Origin of the sequence: Marinobacter nitratireducens (genome assembly GCF_000708045.1) — a bacterium.
Classification (GTDB): domain Bacteria; phylum Pseudomonadota; class Gammaproteobacteria; order Pseudomonadales; family Oleiphilaceae; genus Marinobacter; species Marinobacter nitratireducens.
This window is the reverse complement of record NZ_ANIE01000009.1, coordinates 453,305-476,994: the sequence shown is the minus strand read 5'-3', so window position 1 is coordinate 476,994 and position 23,690 is coordinate 453,305. Positions and strand designations below refer to the sequence as shown.

The 23,690-nt window shown below is 58.4% G+C and carries 18 protein-coding genes; 7 read left to right on the top strand and 11 right to left on the bottom strand.

Annotation, left to right across the window (positions count from 1 at the left end):
- Positions 1-81: 81 nt before the first annotated feature.
- From D777_RS16135 to D777_RS16125, 3 genes are all read left to right on the top strand, one after another.
- Positions 82-1,164 (top strand): AraC family transcriptional regulator, encoded by a 1,083-nt coding sequence (locus tag D777_RS16135; RefSeq protein ID WP_036134512.1) that lies wholly within the window; start codon positions 82-84, stop codon positions 1,162-1,164.
- On the top strand, positions 1,164-2,594 hold the full coding sequence (cls, locus tag D777_RS16130; RefSeq protein ID WP_036134220.1) for a cardiolipin synthase: 1,431 nt from the start codon (positions 1,164-1,166) through the stop codon (positions 2,592-2,594). Before D777_RS16135 ends, cls begins: the two co-directional genes overlap by 1 nt.
- Before the next feature lie 79 nt (positions 2,595-2,673).
- Positions 2,674-3,348, top strand: a complete 675-nt coding sequence (locus tag D777_RS16125; protein WP_227501803.1) for a GntR family transcriptional regulator — start codon at positions 2,674-2,676, stop codon at positions 3,346-3,348.
- Here D777_RS16125 and D777_RS16120 read toward each other — a convergent pair.
- The gene (locus D777_RS16120; RefSeq protein WP_051669167.1) at positions 3,339-5,495 is read right to left on the bottom strand and encodes a patatin-like phospholipase family protein; all 2,157 of its coding nucleotides are present in this window, start codon (positions 5,493-5,495) and stop codon (positions 3,339-3,341) included. The genes D777_RS16125 and D777_RS16120 overlap by 10 nt on opposite strands.
- Positions 5,496-5,580: 85 nt before the next feature.
- Positions 5,581-6,183: a hypothetical protein gene (locus D777_RS16115; protein WP_036134216.1), complete on the bottom strand. Its 603-nt coding sequence runs from the start codon at positions 6,181-6,183 to the stop codon at positions 5,581-5,583.
- Positions 6,184-6,400: 217 nt separating this feature from the next.
- On the opposite strand from D777_RS16115, the gene D777_RS16110 reads away from it, so the two are divergent.
- On the top strand, positions 6,401-6,766 hold the full coding sequence (locus D777_RS16110; RefSeq protein ID WP_036134214.1) for a hypothetical protein: 366 nt from the start codon (positions 6,401-6,403) through the stop codon (positions 6,764-6,766).
- 27 nt (positions 6,767-6,793) lie between these two features.
- On the opposite strand, the gene D777_RS16105 is transcribed toward D777_RS16110, so the two are convergent.
- The gene (locus D777_RS16105; RefSeq protein ID WP_036134212.1) at positions 6,794-9,565 is read right to left on the bottom strand and encodes an ATP-binding protein; all 2,772 of its coding nucleotides are present in this window, start codon (positions 9,563-9,565) and stop codon (positions 6,794-6,796) included.
- Between the two features lie 96 nt (positions 9,566-9,661).
- On the opposite strand from D777_RS16105, the gene D777_RS16100 reads away from it, so the two are divergent.
- Positions 9,662-9,895, top strand: a complete 234-nt coding sequence (locus tag D777_RS16100; protein ID WP_036134210.1) for a DUF2789 domain-containing protein — start codon at positions 9,662-9,664, stop codon at positions 9,893-9,895.
- Here D777_RS16100 and D777_RS16095 read toward each other — a convergent pair.
- The 7 genes from D777_RS16095 to D777_RS16070 all read right to left on the bottom strand — a co-directional run bounded on the left by D777_RS16095 (position 9,892) and on the right by D777_RS16070 (position 18,485).
- Complete coding sequence (locus D777_RS16095) at positions 9,892-11,358, bottom strand: GGDEF domain-containing protein (protein WP_036134208.1); 1,467 nt, start codon at positions 11,356-11,358, stop codon at positions 9,892-9,894. The two genes, D777_RS16100 and D777_RS16095, sit on opposite strands and share 4 nt — an antisense overlap.
- Positions 11,359-11,412: 54 nt before the next feature.
- Complete coding sequence (xerC, locus tag D777_RS16090; protein WP_406564790.1) at positions 11,413-12,378, bottom strand: tyrosine recombinase XerC; 966 nt, start codon at positions 12,376-12,378, stop codon at positions 11,413-11,415.
- A 1-nt stretch (position 12,379) separates the two neighbouring features.
- Positions 12,380-13,126, bottom strand: coding sequence for a DUF484 family protein (locus D777_RS16085; protein ID WP_036134206.1), 747 nt, complete (start codon positions 13,124-13,126; stop codon positions 12,380-12,382).
- 16 nt (positions 13,127-13,142) lie between these two features.
- Positions 13,143-14,060, bottom strand: a complete 918-nt coding sequence (gene dapF, locus D777_RS16080) for a diaminopimelate epimerase (protein ID WP_036134508.1) — start codon at positions 14,058-14,060, stop codon at positions 13,143-13,145.
- 14 nt (positions 14,061-14,074) lie between these two features.
- Entirely contained in the window at positions 14,075-15,325 is a 1,251-nt protein-coding gene (gene lysA, locus D777_RS16075) for a diaminopimelate decarboxylase (RefSeq protein ID WP_036134205.1), read from the bottom strand.
- A 35-nt stretch (positions 15,326-15,360) separates the two neighbouring features.
- A complete protein-coding gene (gene lptM / locus D777_RS17885) occupies positions 15,361-15,543 on the bottom strand; it encodes an LPS translocon maturation chaperone LptM (RefSeq protein ID WP_081849583.1) in 183 nt (60 codons plus the stop codon).
- Positions 15,544-15,626: 83 nt separating this feature from the next.
- Positions 15,627-18,485, bottom strand: a complete 2,859-nt coding sequence (locus tag D777_RS16070; protein ID WP_036134203.1) for a class I adenylate cyclase — start codon at positions 18,483-18,485, stop codon at positions 15,627-15,629.
- Positions 18,486-18,630: 145 nt separating this feature from the next.
- Here D777_RS16070 and D777_RS16065 point away from each other — a divergent pair, with 145 nt between their 5' ends.
- Positions 18,631-21,075 carry an EAL domain-containing protein gene (locus D777_RS16065; protein ID WP_036134201.1) on the top strand — a complete coding sequence of 815 codons (2,445 nt, stop codon included), beginning with the start codon at positions 18,631-18,633 and terminating at the stop codon, positions 21,073-21,075.
- Between the two features lie 21 nt (positions 21,076-21,096).
- On the opposite strand, the gene argH is transcribed toward D777_RS16065, so the two are convergent.
- Positions 21,097-22,506 carry an argininosuccinate lyase gene (gene argH, locus D777_RS16060; RefSeq protein ID WP_036134199.1) on the bottom strand — a complete coding sequence of 470 codons (1,410 nt, stop codon included), beginning with the start codon at positions 22,504-22,506 and terminating at the stop codon, positions 21,097-21,099.
- A 101-nt stretch (positions 22,507-22,607) separates the two neighbouring features.
- On the opposite strand from argH, the gene D777_RS16055 reads away from it, so the two are divergent.
- Positions 22,608-23,684 (top strand): sensor histidine kinase, encoded by a 1,077-nt coding sequence (locus D777_RS16055; protein WP_051669158.1) that lies wholly within the window; start codon positions 22,608-22,610, stop codon positions 23,682-23,684.
- The last annotated feature ends 6 nt before the right edge of the window (positions 23,685-23,690 follow it).

The following is a 23,690-nucleotide window of genomic DNA, read 5'->3' as shown; positions in this document are numbered from 1 at the left end:
CCGTTGACAGACCGACTCATCTACTTGACATTTTGTATCACTGTCGATGACAACCTGTTCACATTGGAAACGGACACTGTGATTCCGGCCGAGCTTGATCCACCCGAAAACCCGCGCGTTGCCGCCTCCAGCACCCTTGCCCTCGTTCATTATCTGGAACGCCAGGGGGTTCTGGACACTGAACGCGTGGAACAGCTCACCGGGCTCGACATCCAGATGCTCTCCGATCCCGACCTGCGGGTGCCCGCCAACGCACACTATCAACTCTGGGAACATGCAGAAGCCGTCACGGGTGATCCGGGGGTTGGCCTCCATGCCGGCCAGGTGGTTGACCCGGAACGAATGGGGCTGGTTGGGCACGTATTCTTTAACTGCGATACCCTCGGCGAAGCCGTCACCCAATACGTGCGACTGCACCGCCTGATCAATGAATCGGTGATCCTCAGTTTCGAACAGACTGGCGACCTGGCGATTCTGAGCTGGCAACCGGACGCCCCGGCACACTACAGCCGGCAGGATATGGACCGAACACTGGCAGCGGCCATGAGCCGGACCCGGCATTTTATCGAGCCCGACCTGCGCGCCGAATGGGTAGAAATCGCTCACCCCCGGCCAGAATACGGCGATGAATATGAAAAGCTGCTGGGAGGCCCGGTCAGGTTCGATACCGGGATCACCCGCCTGGCCTTCCATTGTCGCTATCTGGCCAAGCCAATCCCCCGGCGTAATCCGTATGTGTACTCCGCTGTCCTGAAACAGGTCAACACTGTGCTGGCGCGGTTACAGTCCCGGCGCTCGTTTAGCCGCAAGGTTCGCCGGCTGATATCACGCCAGATGGCCACTGACCGGATTGATGCCGACAGCCTGGCCCGGCAGTGTTTCATGAGCCGGCAGACCCTGTACCGCAAGCTGAAAAAAGAGGGTCTGAGTTTTCACGAGCTGGTAGAACAGGTACGCAAGGACAAGGCACTGCGGTATGTGGCGGAGGAACACTATGCGCTTGGCGAAATCGCCTTTTTGCTGGGTTTTTCAGAACTCAGCGCCTTCAGCCGGGCGTTCAAACGTTGGACCGGAACCGCACCGGCTCAGTACCGGGCGAACCATCGGAAACTGGCGACAGAAGAATATCCTGATCGCTCCGAAGCCCAGACCAGGGAGTCGTGATGGCTGATTTCTCCCTTGTCGCCGTCGCGGTCGGGCTGATCTACCTGGCGGCATTTGGCTGCATCTATCGCATCCTGCTGAGTTACCGGACGGCCCAGGGAGCCATCGCCTGGATCATCGCACTGGTCGGCTTGCCCTATCTGACGGTCCCGCTATTTCTGTTTTTCGGTCGTTACCGGTTTGGAGGCTACGTCAAGGCGCGCCGCATGGGGGACGAACGCCTGACCGAGTTGCTGAACCGATTCGAGCAACAGACCACGTCCATCCCGGAGCCGGCCACCGGGCATTTTCAGGATGAACTTCAGGTACTCTGCAAGCTCGGACGGCAACCATTCACCGATGGCAACCACTGTTCTCTGCTTCGGGATGGCAAAGCTACGTTTGAAGCTCTATTCGAAGCAATGGAAGATGCCGAACACTACATCCTTCTGGAATTTTACATTATCCGCTCTGATCGCGTCGGTCAGCGCATCAAGTCGATCCTGGAGCGAAAACTGGCACAGGGTGTGGAAGTCTGGTTTCTCTATGACGACATTGGCAGTGTCTGGCTTCCGCAAACCTATCTGGACCAACTATCGGCAGCAGGAGCAAAGGTTGCCTCGTTTGGTAATGGCAATATTCGCCGACGTCGATTCCAGATCAATTTCCGCAATCATCGAAAACTCCTGGTCTGCGATGGCAAGGTCGGTTTTATTGGCGGCATCAATCTCGGGGACGAATACCTTGGCACCTACATCGATCAGGAGCCCTGGCGGGATACCCACTGTCGCATCGAAGGTCCGGCGGTCACCGGCCTGCAACTGGCCTGGATGGAGGACTGGAACTGGGCCAGCGACCAGGCTCCCCAACTGGACTGGGCACCCCAAAGCCCCCCGCCCGGCAGCGATGAAGTTCTGGTACTGCCCACCGGGCCAGCTGATGACTGGGAAACCTGCACGCTGTTCTTTCTGAACTGCATCAACAACGCGCGCTCGCGCCTGTGGATTGCATCGCCGTACTTCGTACCAGACCTACAGATACTCAACGCCCTCCAGCTGGCGGCACTCAGAGGTGTCGACGTGCGCATACTGATCCCCGAGAAAACCGATAATCGCCTGATCCGGCTGGCCGCGTACTCCTACCTCGTTCAGGCCTGCAGGACGGGCATACAGATTTACCAGTACCAGCCGGGATTCATGCACCAGAAAGTCATTCTGGTCGATGACCGCTATTGTGCGGTGGGCACCGCCAATTTCGATAACCGATCCATGCGGCTGAATTTTGAGATCACAGCAGTCACAACTGCACGGCACTTTCTCGGTAGTGTTGAATCCATGCTTGAGGAAGACCTGGCCAGCAGCCGCCTGATGGTCAAGGAAGACTACCAGCGCCGATCCGTCTTTTTCCGCCTCAGCTGCCGGGCTGTCCGCCTCCTTGCCCCACTGCTCTAAGTGAGCGCAGGCACTGGTCTATAATGACATTTCTGTGCGAATATGCCTGACCAAACACCGCCGTCTGCAGTAGCGATTGATGACCATGAATGCGTTCAAGCCCAAAGAGACCCTGACCGAACAGGTCGCCCGCCATATTGAAAACCTGATTGTTTTTGGCCAACTGGGCTCCGGCGAACGCATCTTTGAAGCGTCCATGGCGAAGCAGATGGACGTCAGTCACGGCTCGGTCCGCGAGGCGCTGCTGCTACTGGAAAAGCGGCACCTGGTGCGCAACGTGCCCCGCAAAGGCGCATTCGTCACCCCGCTGGACGAGTTTTTTGTTCGCAGCCTGCACGAAACCCTGGAGCTCTACCTGACCCATACCGGGCGCAAGCTGGCGAGGCTCTGGCAGCCGGCGGATATGGCGCGGCTGGAATCGCTGTATCAGAAAATGAACGATTCCTTTCAGAACAACGATCTGATGACTTTTCTGGAGCTGGGCGTCGAGTATACCCAGGCCTCTCTGGCCTATGCCGACAACTACTTCATCGTGTCCGCCATCGATGATCTCTGGCCGTCCGCGAGGCGTTGCGCGTTCGTGGCTTTCCAGCACGGGGGCAAGCAGATCCTCGAAGACAACCTGGCGCACATGCAGGAGTCCATTGAGGCCATCAAATCCCGGGATGAAGATCGGCTGACAGATATATTGCACCGATTTGCCCTGCAACAGTGTCAGCAGGTTCTGGACGCGATCCCCGCCGATCAGTCATAGAACAGCTGGGTGAACGAGAAACCGATATTGAGGTAAGCCGCCCAGTCATCCTTGTTACTGTAGGCCGCAGCGAGCTGAACAGGCCCCAGGAAGGTGTCAGCGCCAGCGAAAGCACTCCAGGACCGAACGGTGCGCCCCCAGCTTGCCTGTTCAAGCGATTCCCAGGCGTTTCCCACCTCGAACCCGGCGCCCGCAAACCAGGATATCAGGGGCCCACCAAAGGTCTGCCTGGCATACACCGCCCCCATCAACGCATTGTCGCCGGTTATCTCCCCAGGAGCGTACGCAGACAGCCGACGAAAACCACCGAGCCTGACAGCGTTCTCAATACCCGGCTCTCCACTGGTCACAGCGTGGCCATAGAGCAACCCCGTCAGGTTGAAGCCTCGCCAGCTATCGGTTCCCAGCGCCATCGCGGTTACAGAATCGAAATGCCGATCAGAGCCCAGATCCGCTCTTTCGATTTTTCCACGCACTCCGACAAAACCGCCATGTCTGGGGTAAAACGCATCGTCCAGGGAATCATGGAGCAATTGAAGGGTGAACCCTCCCTGGTGGATAGAGTCATCTGACACCACCGGCAGGCCCACCTGATCGTCAATGGTGGCGTACCCCCTCGCGTATCGAAGCCGGATCTCGGCATTACTGCCCAATTCCATGCCCAGAGCAAGATCGGCATGGCGAAAGGTCACCTCAACTTCGGCAATACGAAGGCCTTCCGGATCATAGAGACTGAAGCTCTCTCGGCTGAAGTCTGCACCCGCCGCCAGGAACCGCTGATAGCCATAATCGAGCGGTTGGTACCATTCGGTTCTCACCCAGGGTTCGGTACCCAGCTGGACGCCAGTCTGCCACTCGGCCCCTAACGCGTTGAGTTCCGTCATGCGGAGGGCCGAAGCAAGGTTGAAACGGGTTTCACCGTCAAAGTTATCCTCGTAATTGAGGCCGAAGGATAGATAATTTGGGCCCCAGCTCTTCTCCCGAACACGAACCGTTAACACCGTTCCCTCCGGTGACGGAGACAATGCGTAAGACACAGTCTCGTAGTAGCCGAGTCCGTATATCCGTTTGAGATCGGCCTCCAGGGCGACGACATCCAGAGGCTCACCGGTTCTCTGACTGATCCTCTCGCGCAGGAACGCCCGGGCCAGGCTGCCTTTCTGATCAATCTCGATACGGGCAATCGGACCAACACCCAACGCCCCAGAGGCCCGCCTTGCCTTGTAAAACGTCCAGTCACTCCGGGACACAGACAGCCGGCTGAGTTCCACTGCGTGTGCACGGGCACCGGTCGCGCCGAGTTCGTAAAGCACCGGGGCATCGTAGAAGTCGGCCGACGTGTAGCCTTCCAGGTCAGGATGAATGAGCACATCCTGATCATCGAGCAGGGAAAGTTGCTCATCGGTGTTACGGCGGGTCATGATCGTGGTGAGCTGCCCAACGACCGAGAACGCCTCCCGAAGTTCGTCGGTTTCCATCAACGGATCCGTAATGTCCACCGCGATGACCACATCTGCGCCCAACTGACGAGCCACGCTGACCGGCAGATTATTGGCAACGCCACCATCAACCAGCAGTCGTCCATTTCTTTCTACCGGGGCATAGACTCCGGGAATACTCATACTGGCGCGGACGGCCTCGGAGAGATTGCCGTCTCCGATCACAACCTGCTCACCGGTTTCCAGATCGGTGGCCACTGCCCGAAACGCAATCGGCAGGCGATCAAAGTCCTCAACAAGCGAGGCATTCCAGGTCAACTCATTCAGGATAAAGCCAAGGTTCTGGCCAGCAATGATACCGCCGCCAACATGCAAACCATCGGCTCGAACGCCAATACCTGGGGTTAACGGAAAGTAGGATTCTTCCAGTTTGCGCCGCACCGGTTTGTACACTCGCCCCGGATCATCTCTGAAGCTGGACAGCCAATCCAGTTCAATAAAGCGCCGTTCGATATCCGCCACCGGCATACCCGAGGCGTACAACGCCCCGACCGCGGAGCCGGCGCTGGTGCCAACAACCACATCCACCGGGATGCGCATCTCCTCCAGCACACGCAGCACACCCACGTGAGCCAGTCCCTTGGCCCCACCACCACTGAGCACAAGGCCCACCCGCGGGCGTTCGGTAGCTTCTGCCGGTCCAATCATCAGGGACACGAACAGAAGCGGAAGCAGAAATAGTTTTTTCAAAGGGCAACATTCCTTCTGCCAGCGACAACAGCCAGAGACCACGTCAGTCTTTGTCAGCGTCTTTCTCGTCCGCCAGTGAAAGATGGGACACGTCGGGTACGACCGGTGGCGGCAGATCCCGTTTGACACCAAGGTCACTGCCTGAGGGAGCCAGACTCCACTCATCAAGATGTTGAAACATGGGGGCTTCCACCTCTTCTGTCTCCGCAAGCGTGACACCGACCGGATCCAGTCCGAGCCCGGTGCCCGAGAGGATGTCGTCCACTTTTTCGCCGGCGACTGGCAGACGATCACCCGGCTCAACTTCCGGAAGCGCTTTCGCCTCACTGCCCCTTGGGGCCGGCTCCGGACTGGCCGCTTCAGCAGAGGCCGGCGCAGACGCAACCGGTGTCGGTTTAGCCGGCCCGGGCGAAGGGGCCGCACCGGGCATGGGTTGAACATAGGCGACCATGCCATGCTTCTTCAGCACAGCCTGGTATTTCGCAGCCTGTGCTTCCTCCAGCCTGTTCCGGATCACGACTGGCTGCCCACTGAACATACGATCGACCTGCTCAACACTGGCCTTGAACAATGCCCTTGCGTTGTTACGAGCTGTCGCAATGTCCGTGCCCGGTTCACACTCACCCTTGAAAACCAGCTGAAACATGACCTTTCCCCTTTTCCGTATTTTTCTCAGATAATAGTTGATCAGACGCTTGCCAGGCAGTCCGTGCGCAGGCCGAAATTCGCATGCAAACTGCAAACAATTGAAAAATTCCCGCCGTGATATCGCGCAAAGCACGACAGACTCTGCAATAATCTACCGTAACCAATCGTTACACTTGGTTACACGGAATCCGACTCGTCTCACGGGAGCAACCGCCATGGCACACAGGAACCTCTTAGCTTCATTGCTCGCCACCATTGTGTTGTCGGCCACTAATGCCCACGCCGAGAACATCGATATTCTGATGAGTTCCGTGTTTCCCCCGGACGAGGCTACCTATATCGGCTTCGAGAGCGTCGAGCGGGAGGATATTCCCGTATCGGCAGCGGTTGAGCGCAAGTACCTGATCGTGGATTTCCGCCTCCAATCCGGTCAACTCCAGAGCGAACAGTTGCAGGCCAGCGTACACAAGGTCTGTATGACGCTGCTGAAGGATCGTGATCTGATCCGGCACCTGTCCGATTCAGGCTACGATATGGTTTCGGTAGCCTTTGACCGCCGCTCCCAATTCGACTGCCTGTAACGCCAACCATACAGCACCGATCCCGGCCTACCGCCCCAACAATTTGGGAAAGGCTTCCAGCGCGCTGTTGACCGCATCCAGGTTGAACGCCTCCACGTCCGCGAGCAGCTTTTCACCGTATCGCGTGACCGATCGTGACCGGTATCGCTGCCCCCACTCGATGATCCGGCAGGCGAAGTCTCTCATCTTCTCCGGATCACCACTCTCCCGCACGCTTTCCCACTCGTTCCCGAAGTCCGACGCCAACTGCTTACAAAGCCAGCCCCGCTCCTGGATGCTGAGAGTCTGGGCCAATAAACGCTCTTCTTCTTTGGGTTCGCCCTCGTCCCCGGCCTGCTCAACAGTCGCCTCGACTTGCGGCAACGTCACGGTAAAGACCGAGCCGGCACCCAGCTCACTTTCCACGTCCAGCGTCCCGCCCATCATCTGAGCCAGTTTCCGGCTGATGGCCAGGCCCAGGCCCGTGCCACCATATCGACGGGTATTCTGTCCTTCCTGCTGTTCAAAGGCATCAAAGATGCGCTCCAGCTGATCCTTGGCGATTCCAATACCCGTGTCTTTGACCGTGACAACCAACTGGTAATACTGATGCTCCGCACTCACGCTGTTCTCATCAGCTTCCGGCGTCATCAGGGTAGCGATTGCCCGAACATTAACCACCCCATCGTGGGTAAACTTGATGGCATTGCCCACCAGGTTGAACAGCACCTGACGCAGACGGGTTTCATCCAGCATCATTGCCGCGGGCATTTTGGAATCAACGCTCACTTCCAGGGAGATTCCCTGCTCACGGGCACGGAGATCAAAGATATGCCGGACATCGTCCAACAGGCGTCGAACCGATACCGCCGAATAATCGAGGCGCATCTTTCCGGCCTCAATCCGTGACAGATCGAGTATGTCGTTGATCAGCATCAGCAGACTGCGGCTGCCGGCCCGGATGGCATCGAGATAATTCCGCTGCTGGGGGTCGGTCACCGTGTTGCTTAACAGATCGCTGTAGCCGATCACCGCGTTCATGGGGGTCCGGATTTCGTGAGACATATTGGCAAGGAACTCACTCTTGGCACGGCTCGCTGCCTCGGCTTCCCGCGCCAGCCTCTCAGCCTCCAGCTTGGCCGCCCGAAGCTCATCCTCGCTTCTGCGCAAGGCGTTCTCGGAGCGGATACGTTCATCCACCTCCCGTGACAGCTTCCGGTTCCAGTAAAGGAAAATCAGAACCACCACAATAGCGATCAGGACCACCCGCCGGACAACGGTGTAATCCGGCTCCTGTTCGATATCCAGATGAATCCAGCGATTGTAGATCGCCTCGGTTTCATCGGCATTGAGACTGCTGAGCGCCTTATTCAGGATCCGGTGCAGCTCCGGCTGATCTTTCCTGACGGCCAGCCGGAAATCATACTGATAGGGTGTGATACTGGTGATTCTAAGGTTGGACAACCCAAGCCGGGCAACGGTGTAACTGACCGCCGGGATGTGGGTCACCATAACGTCCAGGTCGCCATTGGAGAGTGCCAACAATCCCTCCTCGACCGTCTCTACCGGGTACAGATCCAGATTGGGGTGATTGATCAACAGGTAATCGTGGGCAGCATGCCGATTCACCACGCCAACACGCTCTGCTCGCAGCTCCCGGAGATCACCGATAAATCGGCCATCATCCCGTATCGCCAGCGCGATAGGCACCGTCAGGTAGGTCCGGGTAAACAGATAGTCGTTTTCCGTACGAGGTGTTTTGGACAGCCCCGGCAGGATATCCACCTCACGATCTTGAAGCAGCCGCTCCGCTTCAAGGCGATCCGCAACCTGAGTGCGGGTAAAACGAATGTTGAGCTGGCTCTCCAGCCGAGTGACCAGATCCGGCACAAGCCCGGTGGGGCGGCCATCCTGGCTGTACTCGAACGGCGGCCAGTCAGCGCGAAAAGCAACATTGAGATTGGGGTGTCGCTTGAGCCATTCCACATCAGTAGCTGACAACTCCAGACCGCTGCGCTCCAACGCAGGAACGTCCGTCTGCAGCCAGGACTGACGGATGACACGGTGTTCATTGTGACTGATCGCAGAGACTGCCTGATCCAGAACTTCAAAAATACGGTCGCTGTCGACGTCGACCTGAAGAACCACGTCAACCGTCTGCTGATCGAGCAGCGCGGACAGTCCGATGCCATTGACCATGGCCGACTGCAGGTAATCCGAAACCACCGGAATAGGCCCCAGGAAAGCATCAGCCTGTCCGGATAGAACCTGGCTCACTGCCTCGCTAATACTCTCTGCAGTAATTGGTGTAAAACTTTCAACCGGGTCGAGCATGGGGTATTGATTGGCGTCACCGTCAATGACCGCAACACGTCGACCCTCGAGATCCTCCATGCCGCGAATAGACGCATCCCCGGCACCGACAAACAGCCCGTAGGTAAGAGACATCAAGGGTTGGGTGTAGCGTTTCCCGGGGGTTACCGGGGCATTCGGTAGCCGTGTTGTGAGCACAGCATCCAACTCTCCGCCCCGCCCTGAGCGACCTTCGATGACGACCGGCTCAAGAGGTAGCCCCAACTTGTCCGATAAACGAGCAAGGTAATCGATGTAGGTGCCCGCAAGCGATCCATCACCGGTATCAAAAATCAGCGGTACCTGGCCAATCTGCACACCGATCCGGAAGCGCTCTTGCTGGGCCAGCCAGAGAAGTTCATCGTTGCCAAGGACAGGCGCGGGAGAGGGTTGCGGCGGTTCAGCACGCAGCGGCGCATGGACCAGTATCAGCAGACAGCAAAGTAAAACAGGTAGAGCAACCTTCACTGGATATCCTCAAGGGTTCCGCTACATTTCAGGGAACAATACCTGCAATTGCAGCCGATTTCATTCGGGCAACCACAAATAAGGAGTCCTTCGACCATGGATACCAGCAAACACTCTCTTGCCACCCTGTTTGAGCAGCTCGGATTGGCCTCCGACGATGCAGGCATCGAGGATTTCATTACCCGGTACTCCCCGCTCCCCAGGGAAGTTGCTCTGCAGGATGCCCCGTTCTGGTCTGAAAGCCAGTCCCATTTTCTCGAGGAAGGATTGGAGGAAGACAGCGACTGGGCCGAAGTCATCGACGAACTGGACGCCAGGATGCGCCACTAAACCCGCGACTCTGATTCAAGGCACACACAGTTCCGGCCGGCGTCCTTGGCTTGGTACAGGGCCCGGTCGGCGCGGTCAAATACACTCTCCCCGGAATCCCCTTTGGCAAAGCTGGCGAGCCCCGCTGAAAACGTTATCGTGACTGGTTCTCCGCTGAAGTGGAAAGGCAGCTTGCCAACATGTGATCTGAGTTGATCCAGCACCGCTCTTGCATCTTCCGGGCTCGTCTCAGGAAACAGGAGAACAAACTCCTCACCGCCGTAGCGGGCAATGAAATCGGTGTTGCGAAGACGCTCTTTCAACTCCCTCGCCACCAATTGCAGTACCCGATCCCCGGCCTTATGACCGTATGAGTCATTGACCCTTTTGAACAGGTCGATATCCAGAACACCGACCGTAAGCGGATGCTGATAACGTTGCCAACGGTTGTACTCAAAAGACAGCCTTTCCTGCCAGGCTTCCCGGTTCGGCAGCTGGGTCAGCAGATCCGTCATCGCCTTCTGCCGCTCCCGACGAATCTGATCCTGCATCTGCTCAGAGTGGGCCTCCATCGCAGCCATTTTTTCCTGCATGGCCGAAAGCTGGTCCGCCAGCTCCCTTTCCCGCTCGGTTTCCTGAGCACGAAATTGGTCGAGTGCGACACCAATGGACTCCAGATGGGCACTGACCGAGGTTTTCAGCTCCCCCAGATCGTTGCTCGCCCGGACATCCTCACCCGCCCGCTCAATGCCATGACGTATTTGCTGATCCAGTAGTTCAGTGGCGCGAACACGCGCTTCCTGGGCAAAAGACTGGCTGGCAAAGTGTTCCTGAAAAGCTTGCAGGCGTTCATCGAGGCGCTGCAGAAAGGCCTCAAATTCGCGTTGGCTCCGCGTTATGGCCGATATAACGAGATCCGCTACCTGATTAAGGCCCTCTCGAAGATCGTCCCAATTGTTCGAGGAAAGCAGTGACTGCTGAAGCGTCCGGGCTTGTGCCTCAGCGCCAGACTCCAGGGACACCTGGCTGAGCAACTGACCAAGCAACTGACCAACACGCCGTGCAATACGCAAACGCTGGACGTTGTCCGCCAGGTCGATGCTATCGCCACGGCTGACGACGCCGGACAGTTCCGCCTGATTGTCGGCCATTACTGGATCGGGTTCAGGATCCGGCTCAGACTTTTTCTTCCAGCTGAACAGACTTTTTCGGGCGGGCTGCTGATCGTCAAGCAGCGTTACCTGCCGATCAATCTGCTCCTGCAACTCACGCCATGCCTCAACGTCCACCTTCTTCTTCCGGAGATCCTTCCGAACCCGGGCGAGGAGTTTATCCAGTTCCGGAGCTTGTCCCTCCGACGCGAGGCAGGTTCGGACCAGCATCCGCTCAAGGGTATTGCGCTCCGCCTTCCACTGCTCCTCCCTTTGATCTGCCGACTCTAGTTCCTGAAGGTACTTCTCCTTCCAGGACTGATCCGATGTCATTTAACGCTCCCGTCTTTCTTTTGCTTTCCTTGTGAGAACAAGTTGCCCTGCCGATCAGTCGCCATGCGGATCATCCAGAAGATTCTGCTTTCGTTTGTGGCGACGCGCCCTGGGATGACTCTGGTCATAAACCCGGGCCAAATGTTGATAATCAAGATGAGTATAGACCTGTGTCGTGGCAATGTCCGCATGCCCCAGCAGTTCCTGGACGGCACGCAGATCCCCGCTGGATTCAAGCATGTGGCTGGCGAAACTGTGCCTGAGCATATGTGGATGCAGCGACTGATCAGCACTGTTCGCTACGCCCCACCGAGCAAGACGAGCCTGCACACTGCGGGCACTGAGCCGGTCACCGCGTCGGCTGACAAACAGCGCAGACTCTGTTTCATTTGCCAACCCGGCCCTTATTTGGAGCCAGGCTTCCAGTGCCTCAAGTGCCTTGCGACCAACCGGCAGAATCCGCTCTTTACCGCCCTTACCCACGACCCGGAGCTCACGCCCGCGATCATCGACGGAGCCTACATCCAGCGCAACCAACTCTGACAGGCGCAGCCCGGAAGAATACATCAGTTCGAACATACAGAGATCCCGAACTTCGAGGGGATCGTCCGTTTCCGAGTCCAACAATTGATTGATTTGATCCACATCAACCGCACGGGGCAACCGTTTGGCCCCTTTAGGGGCGCGAAGATCCAGCGCAGGATTGTCTTTGGCCTCGCCTTCTCGCAGAAGGTACTGATAGAACCGGCGGATCGACGAAAGATGGCGAGCAATGCTTCGACCGCCAAGCCCTTCCCTGCTGAGGCTGGCCACATAACGACGCAAATCGTGGCTATCCAGATCCTGCCAATGCGGACTCTCGCTCTGCACGAGCCACGTGCTCAATCTCAGAAGGTCACGACGATAATTGTCACAGGTTCGGGGAGAATGGCGCTTTTCGGAAGCGAGGTGTTCGATGAAGTCCGCCAGCGGTACAGATAGACACGCCGGCAGAGGAGGGACAGTATCGGGCTCTGACACCCTAGCGGGACTCCGAGGCAATGTCGGTTACCGGTGCAGCCGAGGTGTGCCGACCAATCATCGGAGGCAATAGCCGACTCAGGGTATCGCTGATATAGCTCAGAAACAGGGAGCCCATGCTCTGGTCGAAGTAACCGGGCTCACAGCTTCCGATGGCGAAAACACCAACAAGTTCCTCGTTCCGTAAGGGAACCAGGGCAACTGAGGCAATAGGCTCCTCTCGATCAGGGAACAGAAACTCCCGGTCGCTTTCACGGAACTGGCCACACACCGCTCGTTCACCTTCGAGGAAATTCCCCAGACGCTCGTGAGCCTCCTTCGGATTCACCACGTGCAGCGCCCCCTGCGCGGCATCGGGCAGCTCTGTCTCACTGAACAGCAGTATAGAAGCGGCATCAAGACCAAAATCGCCGCGGACACTGTCGTCAATGGCTGCCGCCATGTCGTTCAGGGAGCGAGCCTCGATCACCTGCATCAGCAGGCGCTTGCTCTTTTCAAACAGCCGATCATTGTGACGGGCAATGGAGACCAGCTCCACCAGCTCGCGGCGCAGTGTATCGCGCTGTTCCCGGAACAGATGCACCTGACGTTCAACGAGGGATATGGCACGGCCGCTGTCATGGGGCAGGGTCAAACTGCGAAGCAGCTCGTCCTGTTCCACGAAGAAATCGGGGTGGGCGCGAAGGTAGTCTGCGACCTGTTCCCGGGTAGGCTCTCCGACCTTCTCGCGGGCCGTTTGTTCTGTCATTACGCTCTCCTGGCTATCAGGACCGACTCTTAGTTGATCGGCCACTGCTCTTGCGGCGGCGACCGGTGTTCTCTGCGGGCAACCTCAGCTGCCCCTCGAACACGCTGGTCGCAGGGCCTTCCATCATAACAGGGGCACCCTCCCCCTTCCATTCGATGACCAGGCGCCCGCCACGCAACTCCAACTCCACCCGTTGATCGAGCAGACCCCGCAGACGGCCAGCAACCATGGCAGCGCAGGCGCCACTGCCGCACGCCAGGGTTTCGCCAGACCCACGCTCGAACACTCTCAGACGCGCGCGCCCACGATCGATGATCTGCAGGAAGCCGATATTGGCCCGGGCCGGGAAGCGGGGATGGTTTTCCAGCCGTGGTCCCAGAGTCGCAACCGGCGCAGAGTCGACATCATCAACCAGAAGCACACCGTGGGGATTGCCCATAGAGACTGCACTGAGCTCGATGGTTTCACCGTCTACCTCAACGGTGTAGACATCTTTCCGTTGATCCGCCGCAAACGGGATGGCGGGTGGATTCAGCTCGGGCACGCCCATGTTTACCAGGACCGACCCATTCTTGCCGACCCGGAGCTCGATCACCCCCTTGGCAGTCTGGACCCGGATGACTCGCTTGTTGGTCAGGCGCTGATCACGGACAAACCGGGCAAAGCACCGCGCACCGTTTCCGCACTGTTCGACCTCGGAGCCATCCGCATTGAAAATGCGGTACCGGAAATCCACATCCGGCAGCCCCGGCGGCTCAACCACCAGGAGTTGATCAAAACCGATACCGAAATTCCGGTCTGCCAGTCCCCGGATCATGTCGGGGCGCAGCCGGAACGGCTGACTGATGGCATCCACCACCATAAAGTCGTTACCCAGGCCATGCATCTTGGTAAAACGAAGGAGCGGCCCCTGATGACGACGCTGCTGGCTCATTTCCGGCTCTCCGCTCATTCCGGCAGGCAACTTTCTGGAGCGAGCTGGTCCTCCAGAGTTTCCCGGCGACGGATCACATGGACCTGATCACCATCCACCATCAGCTCAGGCGGGCGATTGCGCGTATTGTAGTTCGAGCTCATCACAAAACCGTAGGCACCGGCAGAACGCACCGCCAACAGATCACCCGCCTGCAGGCGCAAGGTGCGATCCTTGCCGAGGAAATCGCCGGTTTCGCAGATCGGTCCCACGAGGTCCCAGGTTTTCTCCTCGCCTTGCTGATGGGGTTTGACCGGGATAATCGATTGCCAGGCACTGTAAAGCGCCGGCCGAATCAGGTCATTCATGGCCGCATCGATGATGGCGAAGTTGCGATGCTCCGTGCACTTGAGGAACTCAACCCGGGTCAGCATGATGCCGGCATTGGCGGCAATAGATCGACCCGGCTCCATGATCAGCTCCAGCTCGCGGTCGCCCAACCGTTCAGCCAGCGCGCGCACATAATCAGAAGGCTGTGGCGGCTGTTCCTGATTATAGGTAACACCGAGCCCGCCCCCCATATCGAGGTGTTGGATCTTGATGCCCCGGTCGGCCAGCGTATCGATCAGCGCTAACACACGGTCCAGTGCGTCCAGGAATGGCGAAACCGAGGTCAGCTGGGAACCGATGTGGCAGTCGACACCCTGAATGTCCAGGTTCGGCAGGCTGGCTGCTCGGGCATAGACCTCAGGTGCATCCGCGATATCGATTCCAAACTTGTTTTCTTTCAGACCAGTGGAGATATAGGGATGGGTGCCCGCATCCACGTCCGGGTTGACCCGCAGCGAAATTGGCGCCCTGACACCCAGATCACCCGCCACCTTATTAAGGCGATCAAGCTCGGTGTCGGATTCCACATTGAAACAGCGAACACCCACCTCCAGCGCCCGCTTCATCTCCCATTCCTGTTTCCCAACCCCGGAAAACACGACTTTCTCCGGATCGCCGCCGGCACGAAGAACCCGCTCGAGCTCACCGGCAGACACGATATCAAAGCCGGCGCCCAGCCGGGCCAGCACATTCAGAACGGCCAGGTTACTATTCGCTTTGACGGCATAACACACCAGATGAGGATGCCCGCTCAGGGCCTCATCATAGGCCCGATAATGGCGTTCCAGCGTGGCCCTTGAGTAGACGTATGCCGGTGTACCGAAGCGCTCGGCAATCTCGGAAACCGGTACGTCTTCGGCAAACAGCTCACCGTTGCGGTAATTAAAATGGTCCATGTTGTTCCTGAATCGTCGTGAAGGAGGCGGACGCGTTACTGTTCAGCATCGTCGTTGTTGCTGGCCGTTTCCCGGTCATTGGCACCATCAGTGATGTCTGAAGGCTGCCCGCCTGACATCGCGGCCTGGTGATCCCGGTACAGAGGGCCTTTCTGGCCGCAACCGGACAGGGACACCATCAGGATCAGGGCACTGACCATCATTCTTCCAGCACGCATCGTTGCCACCCCAAAAGTTTGCAATGGGCGAAGTATACCTGAGAGAGAACCTGCGCGGCGAGAACGCCAGCCCCCCCAAACGGCTAACCCAGCTCCCGGAGCTCCCGGTTCAGGGCCGCTTCCAGTTCCGAGCGGTAATAAAGATATTGGCTGGTCTGGATATCCTGCTGATAGACTTGAGGATTCAGGTCATGGGGCAGATGCACATCGGTCAGATACACCGGGTATCGATCTGAGGTCCGGCGAAGAGAACGGATATAGTGGGCCACGGCGGGGATCAGACGATCACCGTACTCCTGAACCGTAAACTCCTGATCGCCACAGAAGATATCGAAGCGGACCCGGCTATCTCCTTCCTGCACTCCAACGGCCTGCACTTCCAGGCCCGGCAACGAAACTCCCGTATCAGCATCGGACCGGCGCTCGACCCGACACCCGCCCTCGCGGGCAACCACTTCATAACACTGAATTCCCCCCTGCATCCCCGGTGCCTCGCCCTGCCGGAGCATGCGCCGCTCAGCCAGGTTTTCCAGGAACCGCAGCAGGGGTGTCAACAGGTAGCGGCGACCACTGGCCGGCTGTTCCCACTCAAGCACCGAACCCAATTCATCAATGACCCAGATACGTGCCCGCTCCCCCATGATCCGGAAAAACACCTGAATATTTCCGGCTTCACTGGCGTGACACACAGCCCGCAAAGCCGGGTCTTCCGGAATGGCATAGCGGTCAAATACGACAGGCAGATAATGGTCCAGCGGCTGCGCCAGCTGATCCAGCAACGCTCCAAAGCTGTTCACCGCAACAAAGCCCGGCTCATTGCCATTGAACTGAAGCAGGAAGTAGCGCCGATCCATCTCAATGACATAACGTAACGGGTGCGGCCCGGCACTGCCGGCAAAAAACTGTCTCACCACATCCGAAAACAGTTCATTGACTCGTCTGGCAATGGCAGAACCGTGGCCACGATTATGGCTATGGACCTGGATATCCGGCATCTCCGTCGGATCGTCGGCAATGGACGCCAGCACATTCTTCAGGCATTGAATGAGCGTGTCTCCGGAGGCGTAATGCTGGAGGCTGACCTCATGCCAGCTATTGAAGGTAATCTGGTCGATGGTGATCACCAGATTGTCACGTCCGCCACTGAAGCCGAGGGAATCGTGCCGGGCGCTGAGCTTGTGAAGGCCCAGCTCGGTGAGGTGTGATTGCGGGTCTACCCCGACATTGATCAGTAACAGGTGCCCCAGCGGACGCACACCGCGGGATAATGCCGCCCGTTCGGCCGGCTTCACCGGCGAGGGCAGGAAACCGGAGATGGCATCCAGCATCTCCCGAAGCTCACTCACCGAGGCGATGCTGCTCCCGGCCCTCACGTTCAAGCGGGTTGCCCGGGTCAGCAGACCGTTGCAATAACACCAGACCATCAGTTCGGCCAGATTGCCTGACCGCCGGATGACAGGTTTCCAGAACGCATCAGACGGGTCTTCAAGATCCCGGAACAGCAACCAGCCTTCACCATCACTGCCCTGCTCTGACTGGTGGTGAAACGCCAGATTCTCCTCTGCCAGCGATGGCGCAAGGCCGGGATTGATCTGCTCGATCTTACCCGCTTTGCGCTGGAACGCGGCGTACAGTTTTCGGCCGAGCAAGTTGATATCAGCAGGACTGATCGACGCCCTGGTCCCATGCTCCCTGGCCAGCTTCGACAACAGCCGATAGCTGTGGGTCAGCTCCCTCACTATCGCTCGACGCAGCGACGTAACGTCCTCAGCACGCCAGTTCTGGCGATTGTCCAGCTGGGCGAGATCCTTCTCGGACCACTCCCAACGGGCTGTCAGCTGTCTCAACGCCAGCACCCGCCACTTTTCGGTGCTCGCTTCCACGCGGGTCAGTGGCAGGCCGGCTTTGAGATACAAGCTTCGACGCACCAGATCCCGCCGCGTCTCGGCTCCGCTCTCTGCCAGCCAGGCTTCGAGCCGCTGATGCAGCAAGAGGTAGGGATCCAGATTGTCTGCCCGGGTTTCCCCCTGATACACAGAATGCTTGAAAAGGGCTGACAACAGCGGTTGTTCGGGCGTCTGGGCATAGCATTCAATCAACAGAAGCTTGAGTATCGACTTCCAGGGAGCATCAATACCCTTGTAAAGTTGCCACACCCCTGCACCAAGGAATTCCGCCTCGGGAATACTCGGCACCGGTCCGAAATCAATGTATTCATCACCTCGAACAAATCGGCAGTCCACCAACTGCCGCATACGTTCGTCATAGCGAGTTTCTTCCTCAGCGGGCACCAGCCACCACATCGGGTATTGCCCGGCAAGGTGAATACTGGTCCGGTAGAACTCGTCCAGGAGCAGATAATGCTGGGCACTGCCGCAATTTTCGCCAGTCACCTCGGCGCGCTGGCGCCCGGCTCGCCAGTCTTGAGCGCTAAATACAAAGACGTGCAGCTCAACGCCCAGTGAGGCTGCCCAGGCTGAAAGTTTCTCCGCCTTGCGCTCCAAACAGCGGACACCCCGTTCCGACAAGCCTCCGCGATGGCACAACCAGACATCCAGATCACTCGCGACAGAGTGCCCCAGGGTTCCAGGGCTCCCCATCAAAAACAGCGCGTCCAGGTCCGGCTTGCGACGGCCTTCATCGCGAACACTGAAGGTTCGTGACAACCGGCGGGCCGACTCCAGTGTCCGTTCGGACGGCTGATAATGGTTAAAACCGTAGGGGCAGTCGCCATCAAGGTAGCCGGGGAGAGCCGGGTGATTGATGTGGAAAACCAACGGCAGGATTTCCAATACTCGCTGCTGCCGATAGGTCAAAGCCGAATGCGCCCGCTCCCAACGCTGGCCATTCACCGCCAGGAATCGGTCCCGAAGGCGGCGCAGGGTCTTGCGATCAATACCCTCCTCAAAATCCAGGGCAATCGGGGCAGCGTGAGCAGTCAAGGTGTCTCCGGCGAGAGGTTCTTTTAAGATTCACTATCGGTATTATGATGCAAGCATCGTGGCAAAACCGATCATAAAATAAAAGGGACGCTTGCGCCCCCGCTGTCAGGCCAATGCGCTCCGAGAATATCGAGGCTCACTCTCAGTGAAAGAATTCGTTATCAGCCGTTGCCGGCCAGATCAGTCCAGCCCACCATCGCGCTCTACCCTTTTGAGCATCGATGACCAGGGCCGGATTCTGCATGCCGATCAACACGCCGAGGCGGTACTCGGTTACGAGGCCAGTGAACTGCAGGGCCACCCCGTCCAGACCGTACTGGCCTCTCGTCAGGACGACCCTTTCGCCCCGGCAAACCGGCATCAGATCGAGCGTGGACAAAAAGCACTGGTCACCTTCCGTCACAAGGAAGGTTTTTTCTACACCGCCAGCCTGAGTCTGCGGCAGGAATCCCGGGATTCCGACAAAGCCGCCAGCGCCACGATTTCCTATCGCTCCAGCGCAAACATCGATCCAATCCTGGTCCGCTCAGCCGAGGGCTCTGCGGCTTTCGGTGCCTGGGAGTTGAATGTATCCCAAAACGACATGGCCTGGAGCGAAGGCCTGTTCAGGATCCTTGAGCTCAAACCCGGCACCGAGATCACTCCTGAACAGGCACTGTACTACTGCCAGACTGGGCAGCCCCGGGTAAGAGCCATGTTCCGCCGCTGCATCCGGGATGGCAGGCCGTTCTCCTTGAGCCTGAGCATTCTGACCGCCAAGCAACATGTTCGCCAGGTAACGCTGAACGGGCAGCGCCTCAGCAACAATACCGGGGCCCCGAAACTTGGCGGGATCCTGGTGGACCATACCCGGGACATGATCCGGGACAACGATCTCCGGAAAGCACAAACGCTTCTGGCCGCTACCACCCAGGCGACCTCAGACCTGACTGCCGCGGTCGACACGAACCTCAACCTGCTGCATTGCAACCACGCCTACGCCCGTCAGTTCGCCAAATTATTTGGCGTGGTTCCCGCAGTCGGACAAAACCTGAAAACGCTCCTTGAAGACTTCCCCAACGAACGAAGGCTCGCTGAACGTTTGTGGAAAAAAGCCTTCGAGCGGGACAGCTTTGTGGTCGAAATGCCGATGGCGCACCTGAACCGGGACCTCCCTGTTTTTGAGTTTCATTATCAACGCATGACCGATGAACAGGGCGAGCCGCAGGGAGCGGTGCACGTCGCCCGGGATGTATCCAGCCGCACCAATCACGCGGGCAGCAGCGATTACCGCATTCGTCATGACCCGGTCACCGGACTGATGAACCGGCGGGAATTCATGAACCGGTTGCAACGGGCCCTGGAGCAGAAGAAGCGCCGGCAATCCTGTGACAGCCTTCTGTTCCTGGATCTTGACGATTTCGAAAGTGTCAACGAACGCGTCGGCAACGGCACCTGCGACCGATACCTTCGGGAACTGGCCGGCAACCTCGGCATCCGGGTGCGCCAGCGGGATGCGTTGGCCCGCCTCTCGGGTGACACCTTTGCCATCCTGATTGAAAACTGCCCGCAAAACCGAGCCCGCCAACTGGGCGATGAGATTCTTTCCCTGATTGCCGATTTTGTCTTTGAATGGCAGGGGCAGACCGTTCAGACCACCGCCTCGGGTGGCCTGCTGGTCATGGATACGGACGCCCCCGGAGAACCAGAGCAGCTGTTGAGCCAGGCCGCCGATCTGTGCCATACCGCAAAGACTTCAGGGCGCAACCGCATCCATACAGCCAGCGCTATTGTCCGGCAGGCGGACGATATCACCGCCGGGCAACAGGTCGACCAAATCCGCGCCGCGCTCGATGAGGGTCGCCTCATTCTCGAGTATCAATCGTTGAAACCGGTGGCGAGCGCAACCTGGGGCGACCACATCGAAATTCTCTGCCGCATTCCCGGCAGCGAGGACAATCAGGAGCTTCTGCGCCCAGACCAATTCCTGCCAATCGCCGAGCGATACGACCTGGCGAAGCGACTCGACCGACAGGTCATCAGTACAACTCTGGAGTGGCTTAACCAGCATGAACTTCTGGAGCCGCGACTGAAATACTGCAGCTTCAATCTGTCGCTTGCGAGCGTGCTCGACGACACCTTCGCCGATTTCATGGAACAGTCGCTGCGACACATCAGTTTCGATCCATCCTGCTTCTGCCTGGAAATCCGCGAAGCCCACGCCACCCAGTATCCGGACGACGTTGCCGTCCTGTGCGATGCCCTTCACCGGGTTGGTTGCAAGGTTGCGCTGGACGGCGCTGGCGCCTCGGTGGAGAGTTACAGCCTGGCAGCGAAACTGCCGGTGGATATAATCAAGCTTGATCGACGGATGGTCGCTAATCTGGAGGAAGATGAGGTGCAGCAGGTTATGGTGGAAGCCCTTCACCGAATCGCAGAAGCGGCGGGGAAAACGACCGTAGCCACATTCATCGAGAACGACGACACGTTGAGGAAAGTCCGGACCCTCGGCATTCACTACGGCCAGGGGTTCCGGCTTTCGCGACCCCAGCCCCTGGCAGAGCTGAAGCCGGTAGCGGTTGACCTCAGCACCGGGCGCATTGGCGGCTAGCCTCGCGCCCGGTGAGCCTTGTCAGCCCAGCTGGCGTCGAGCCCGCTCGACGGCGGCACGCACCTGATTCGGAGCCGTGCCACCCAGATGATTACGGGCCTGCACGGAACCCTCGAGGGTCAGCACGTCGAACACATCCTCGCCGATCACATCGGAGAACTGACGAAGTTCGTCCAGGGTCATTTCAGACAAGTCGCGGCTTTCAGCAACGCCAAAAGCGACGGACTTGCCGACAATTTCGTGGGCATCCCGGAACGGTACGCCTTTTTTCACCAGGTAGTCGGCCAGATCGGTTGCCGTTGAGAAGCCGCGCTTGGCCGCCTCACGCATGTTGTCGGCCTTGGACTGGATGGCCGGAATCATGTCGGCGTAGGCTTTCAGGCAGCCCTTGATTGTGTCGACCGTATCGAACAACGGCTCTTTGTCTTCCTGATTGTCCTTGTTGTAGGCCAGGGGCTGGCTCTTCATCAGGGTCAGCAGGCTGATCAGGTGACCATTCACGCGCCCGGTCTTGCCACGCACCAGTTCCGGAACGTCCGGATTCTTTTTCTGGGGCATGATGGAGGAGCCGGTGCAGAAGCGATCCGGCAGATCGATGAAATCGAACTGCGCCGAGGTCCACAACACCAGCTCCTCGCTGAACCGTGAGAGGTGCGTCATCAGCAGCGAAGCAAAGCTACAGAATTCAATGGCAAAGTCGCGGTCACTGACCGAATCCAGACTGTTTTCCGTCGGCCGGTCGAAGCCCAGCAGGCGCGCGGTCATGTCCCGGTCAATCGGATAGGTGGTCCCCGCCAGCGCGGCGGCACCCAGGGGCATGACATTGACCCGTTTGCGGCAGTCCTGAAGCCTGTCAGCATCCCGCACCAGCATTTCGTACCACGCCAGCAGGTGATGGCCGAAGGTGACTGGCTGAGCAGTCTGGAGGTGGGTAAAGCCCGGCATGATGGTGTCGGCCTCACGCTCGGCCAGATCCAGCAGCCCGGCCTGCAGGCGGTTCAGCTCCTCGGCGATGACATCAATCTCGTCCCGCAGATAGAGTCGGATATCGGTAGCCACCTGATCGTTACGGCTGCGCCCGGTGTGGAGCTTCTTGCCGGTGATCCCTATCCGGTCGGTCAGGCGGGCCTCCACGTTCATATGCACGTCTTCAAGGCTGACGGACCACTCGAACGTGCCGGCTTCGACATCTGCCTTGACGGCGTTCAGGCCGTCAATAATGGTGTCGCGTTCTTCTTCGGTCAGAACACCCACCGCAGCCAGCATGGTGGCATGGGCAATGGATCCGGTAATATCGTGGTGGTAGAGCCGCTGATCAAATCCCACCGACGCCGTAAACCGCTCGACGAAAGCATCGGTGGGTTCGCTGAAGCGTCCGCCCCAGGGTTTTTCGGAGGTTGTGGTCTGGTCCGACTTTTTCTGATCCGTCATGGTCTATCTTTCCTGCTGACAGCCCGGCATCATCTGGCGGGAACTGGGTACATTGAACGTGGCGTGAGTATACCATTCTGACCGATCTAAAGGAGACATCCCTGAGCGAGACAGAACGTAGCGACAGCCAACCGGGCAGCACGGATTTTTTTGTGCCGGATCTGTGCAAGGTACGAGCCGTGTTCCTGCTGCTGGTTACCAGCGAGGTGCTTGTGCTTCTGCTGGCCGTGGTTCAAGCAAAAAGCGGCTGGATCGACTGGAACTACTTCGGTTTGCTCTCCCTGTTCGTGCAGTGGACCACACTGACCAGCGCCGCCCTGATCTGCCTGCTCCGAAAGCGGCTGGCGCGGATGAGCGTCGCCCGGGCAACCTTCAGCATTGTCGCCCTGGTATTGCTGGACGTTCTCGCGTTCAGCCTGTTCGCAGACAATGTCCTGCATCCCCAGGAAGGCATTGCGGTATGGCATGGGGTGGCCAAGAAGCTCCTGCTGGCACTGCTCATCATCCTGATGGTGCTGCGCTACTTTTATCTGCAACACCAGTGGCAACAGCAGCGAGAAGCAGAAATGCAGGCACACCTCACAGCCTTGCAGGCCCGGATTCAGCCCCATTTCCTGTTCAACAGTATGAACACCATCGCCAGCTTGATTGCCAGCAACCCGGATCAGGCCGAAGAGGCCGTACTGGATCTGTCAGAACTGTTCCGGGCCAGCCTGAGAACCGGCGACCAGCTCATCCCACTGAGCCGCGAGCTCGACCTCTGCCACCGATACCTGGCCATCGAGGCGCTTCGACTGGGGGATCGGCTGAGGGTGGAATGGGACGTGGAGCCAGGACTGGAAAACCAGGCCATCCCACCGCTGACACTACAACCCCTGGTCGAGAATGCCATTTACCATGGAATTCAGCCCCTCAAGGAAGGAGGTAAAGTCCGGATCGAAGTCAGGCCTCGGGGAGATTTTGTATACTTACTGGTCCAGAACCCCAAGCCGGCACAGACAAACAGCCAGCACCGGGGCAACCGGATCGCCCTGAGCAATACGCAATCGCGCCTCAGGGCCCTGTTTGGTGAGCCAGCGGTATTGAAACACAGTCAGCATAACGACATTTACACCGTCACCCTCAGGCTCCCCAGGCTGAACGCCAATACCCGGAAACCGCCAACACAAAGGATCTGAAACTGG

Excerpts from the sequence above, each read along its gene's own strand:
- cls (WP_036134220.1), top strand. The coding sequence starts at position 1,164 with ATGGCTGATTTCTCCCTTGTCGCCGTCGCGGTCGGGCTGATCTACCTG.
- D777_RS16125 (WP_227501803.1), top strand. The coding sequence starts at position 2,674 with ATGACCATGAATGCGTTCAAGCCCAAAGAGACCCTGACCGAACAGGTC.
- D777_RS16120 (WP_051669167.1), bottom strand. The coding sequence starts at position 5,495 with ATGATTGGACCGGCAGAAGCTACCGAACGCCCGCGGGTGGGCCTTGTG.
- D777_RS16115 (WP_036134216.1), bottom strand. The coding sequence starts at position 6,183 with ATGTTTCAGCTGGTTTTCAAGGGTGAGTGTGAACCGGGCACGGACATT.
- D777_RS16110 (WP_036134214.1), top strand. The coding sequence starts at position 6,401 with ATGGCACACAGGAACCTCTTAGCTTCATTGCTCGCCACCATTGTGTTG.
- D777_RS16100 (WP_036134210.1), top strand. The coding sequence starts at position 9,662 with ATGGATACCAGCAAACACTCTCTTGCCACCCTGTTTGAGCAGCTCGGA.
- D777_RS16095 (WP_036134208.1), bottom strand. The coding sequence starts at position 11,358 with ATGACATCGGATCAGTCCTGGAAGGAGAAGTACCTTCAGGAACTAGAG.
- D777_RS16085 (WP_036134206.1), bottom strand. The coding sequence starts at position 13,126 with ATGACAGAACAAACGGCCCGCGAGAAGGTCGGAGAGCCTACCCGGGAA.
- dapF (WP_036134508.1), bottom strand. The coding sequence starts at position 14,060 with ATGAGCCAGCAGCGTCGTCATCAGGGGCCGCTCCTTCGTTTTACCAAG.
- lysA (WP_036134205.1), bottom strand. The coding sequence starts at position 15,325 with ATGGACCATTTTAATTACCGCAACGGTGAGCTGTTTGCCGAAGACGTA.
- lptM (WP_081849583.1), bottom strand. The coding sequence starts at position 15,543 with ATGCGTGCTGGAAGAATGATGGTCAGTGCCCTGATCCTGATGGTGTCC.
- argH (WP_036134199.1), bottom strand. The coding sequence starts at position 22,506 with ATGACGGATCAGAAAAAGTCGGACCAGACCACAACCTCCGAAAAACCC.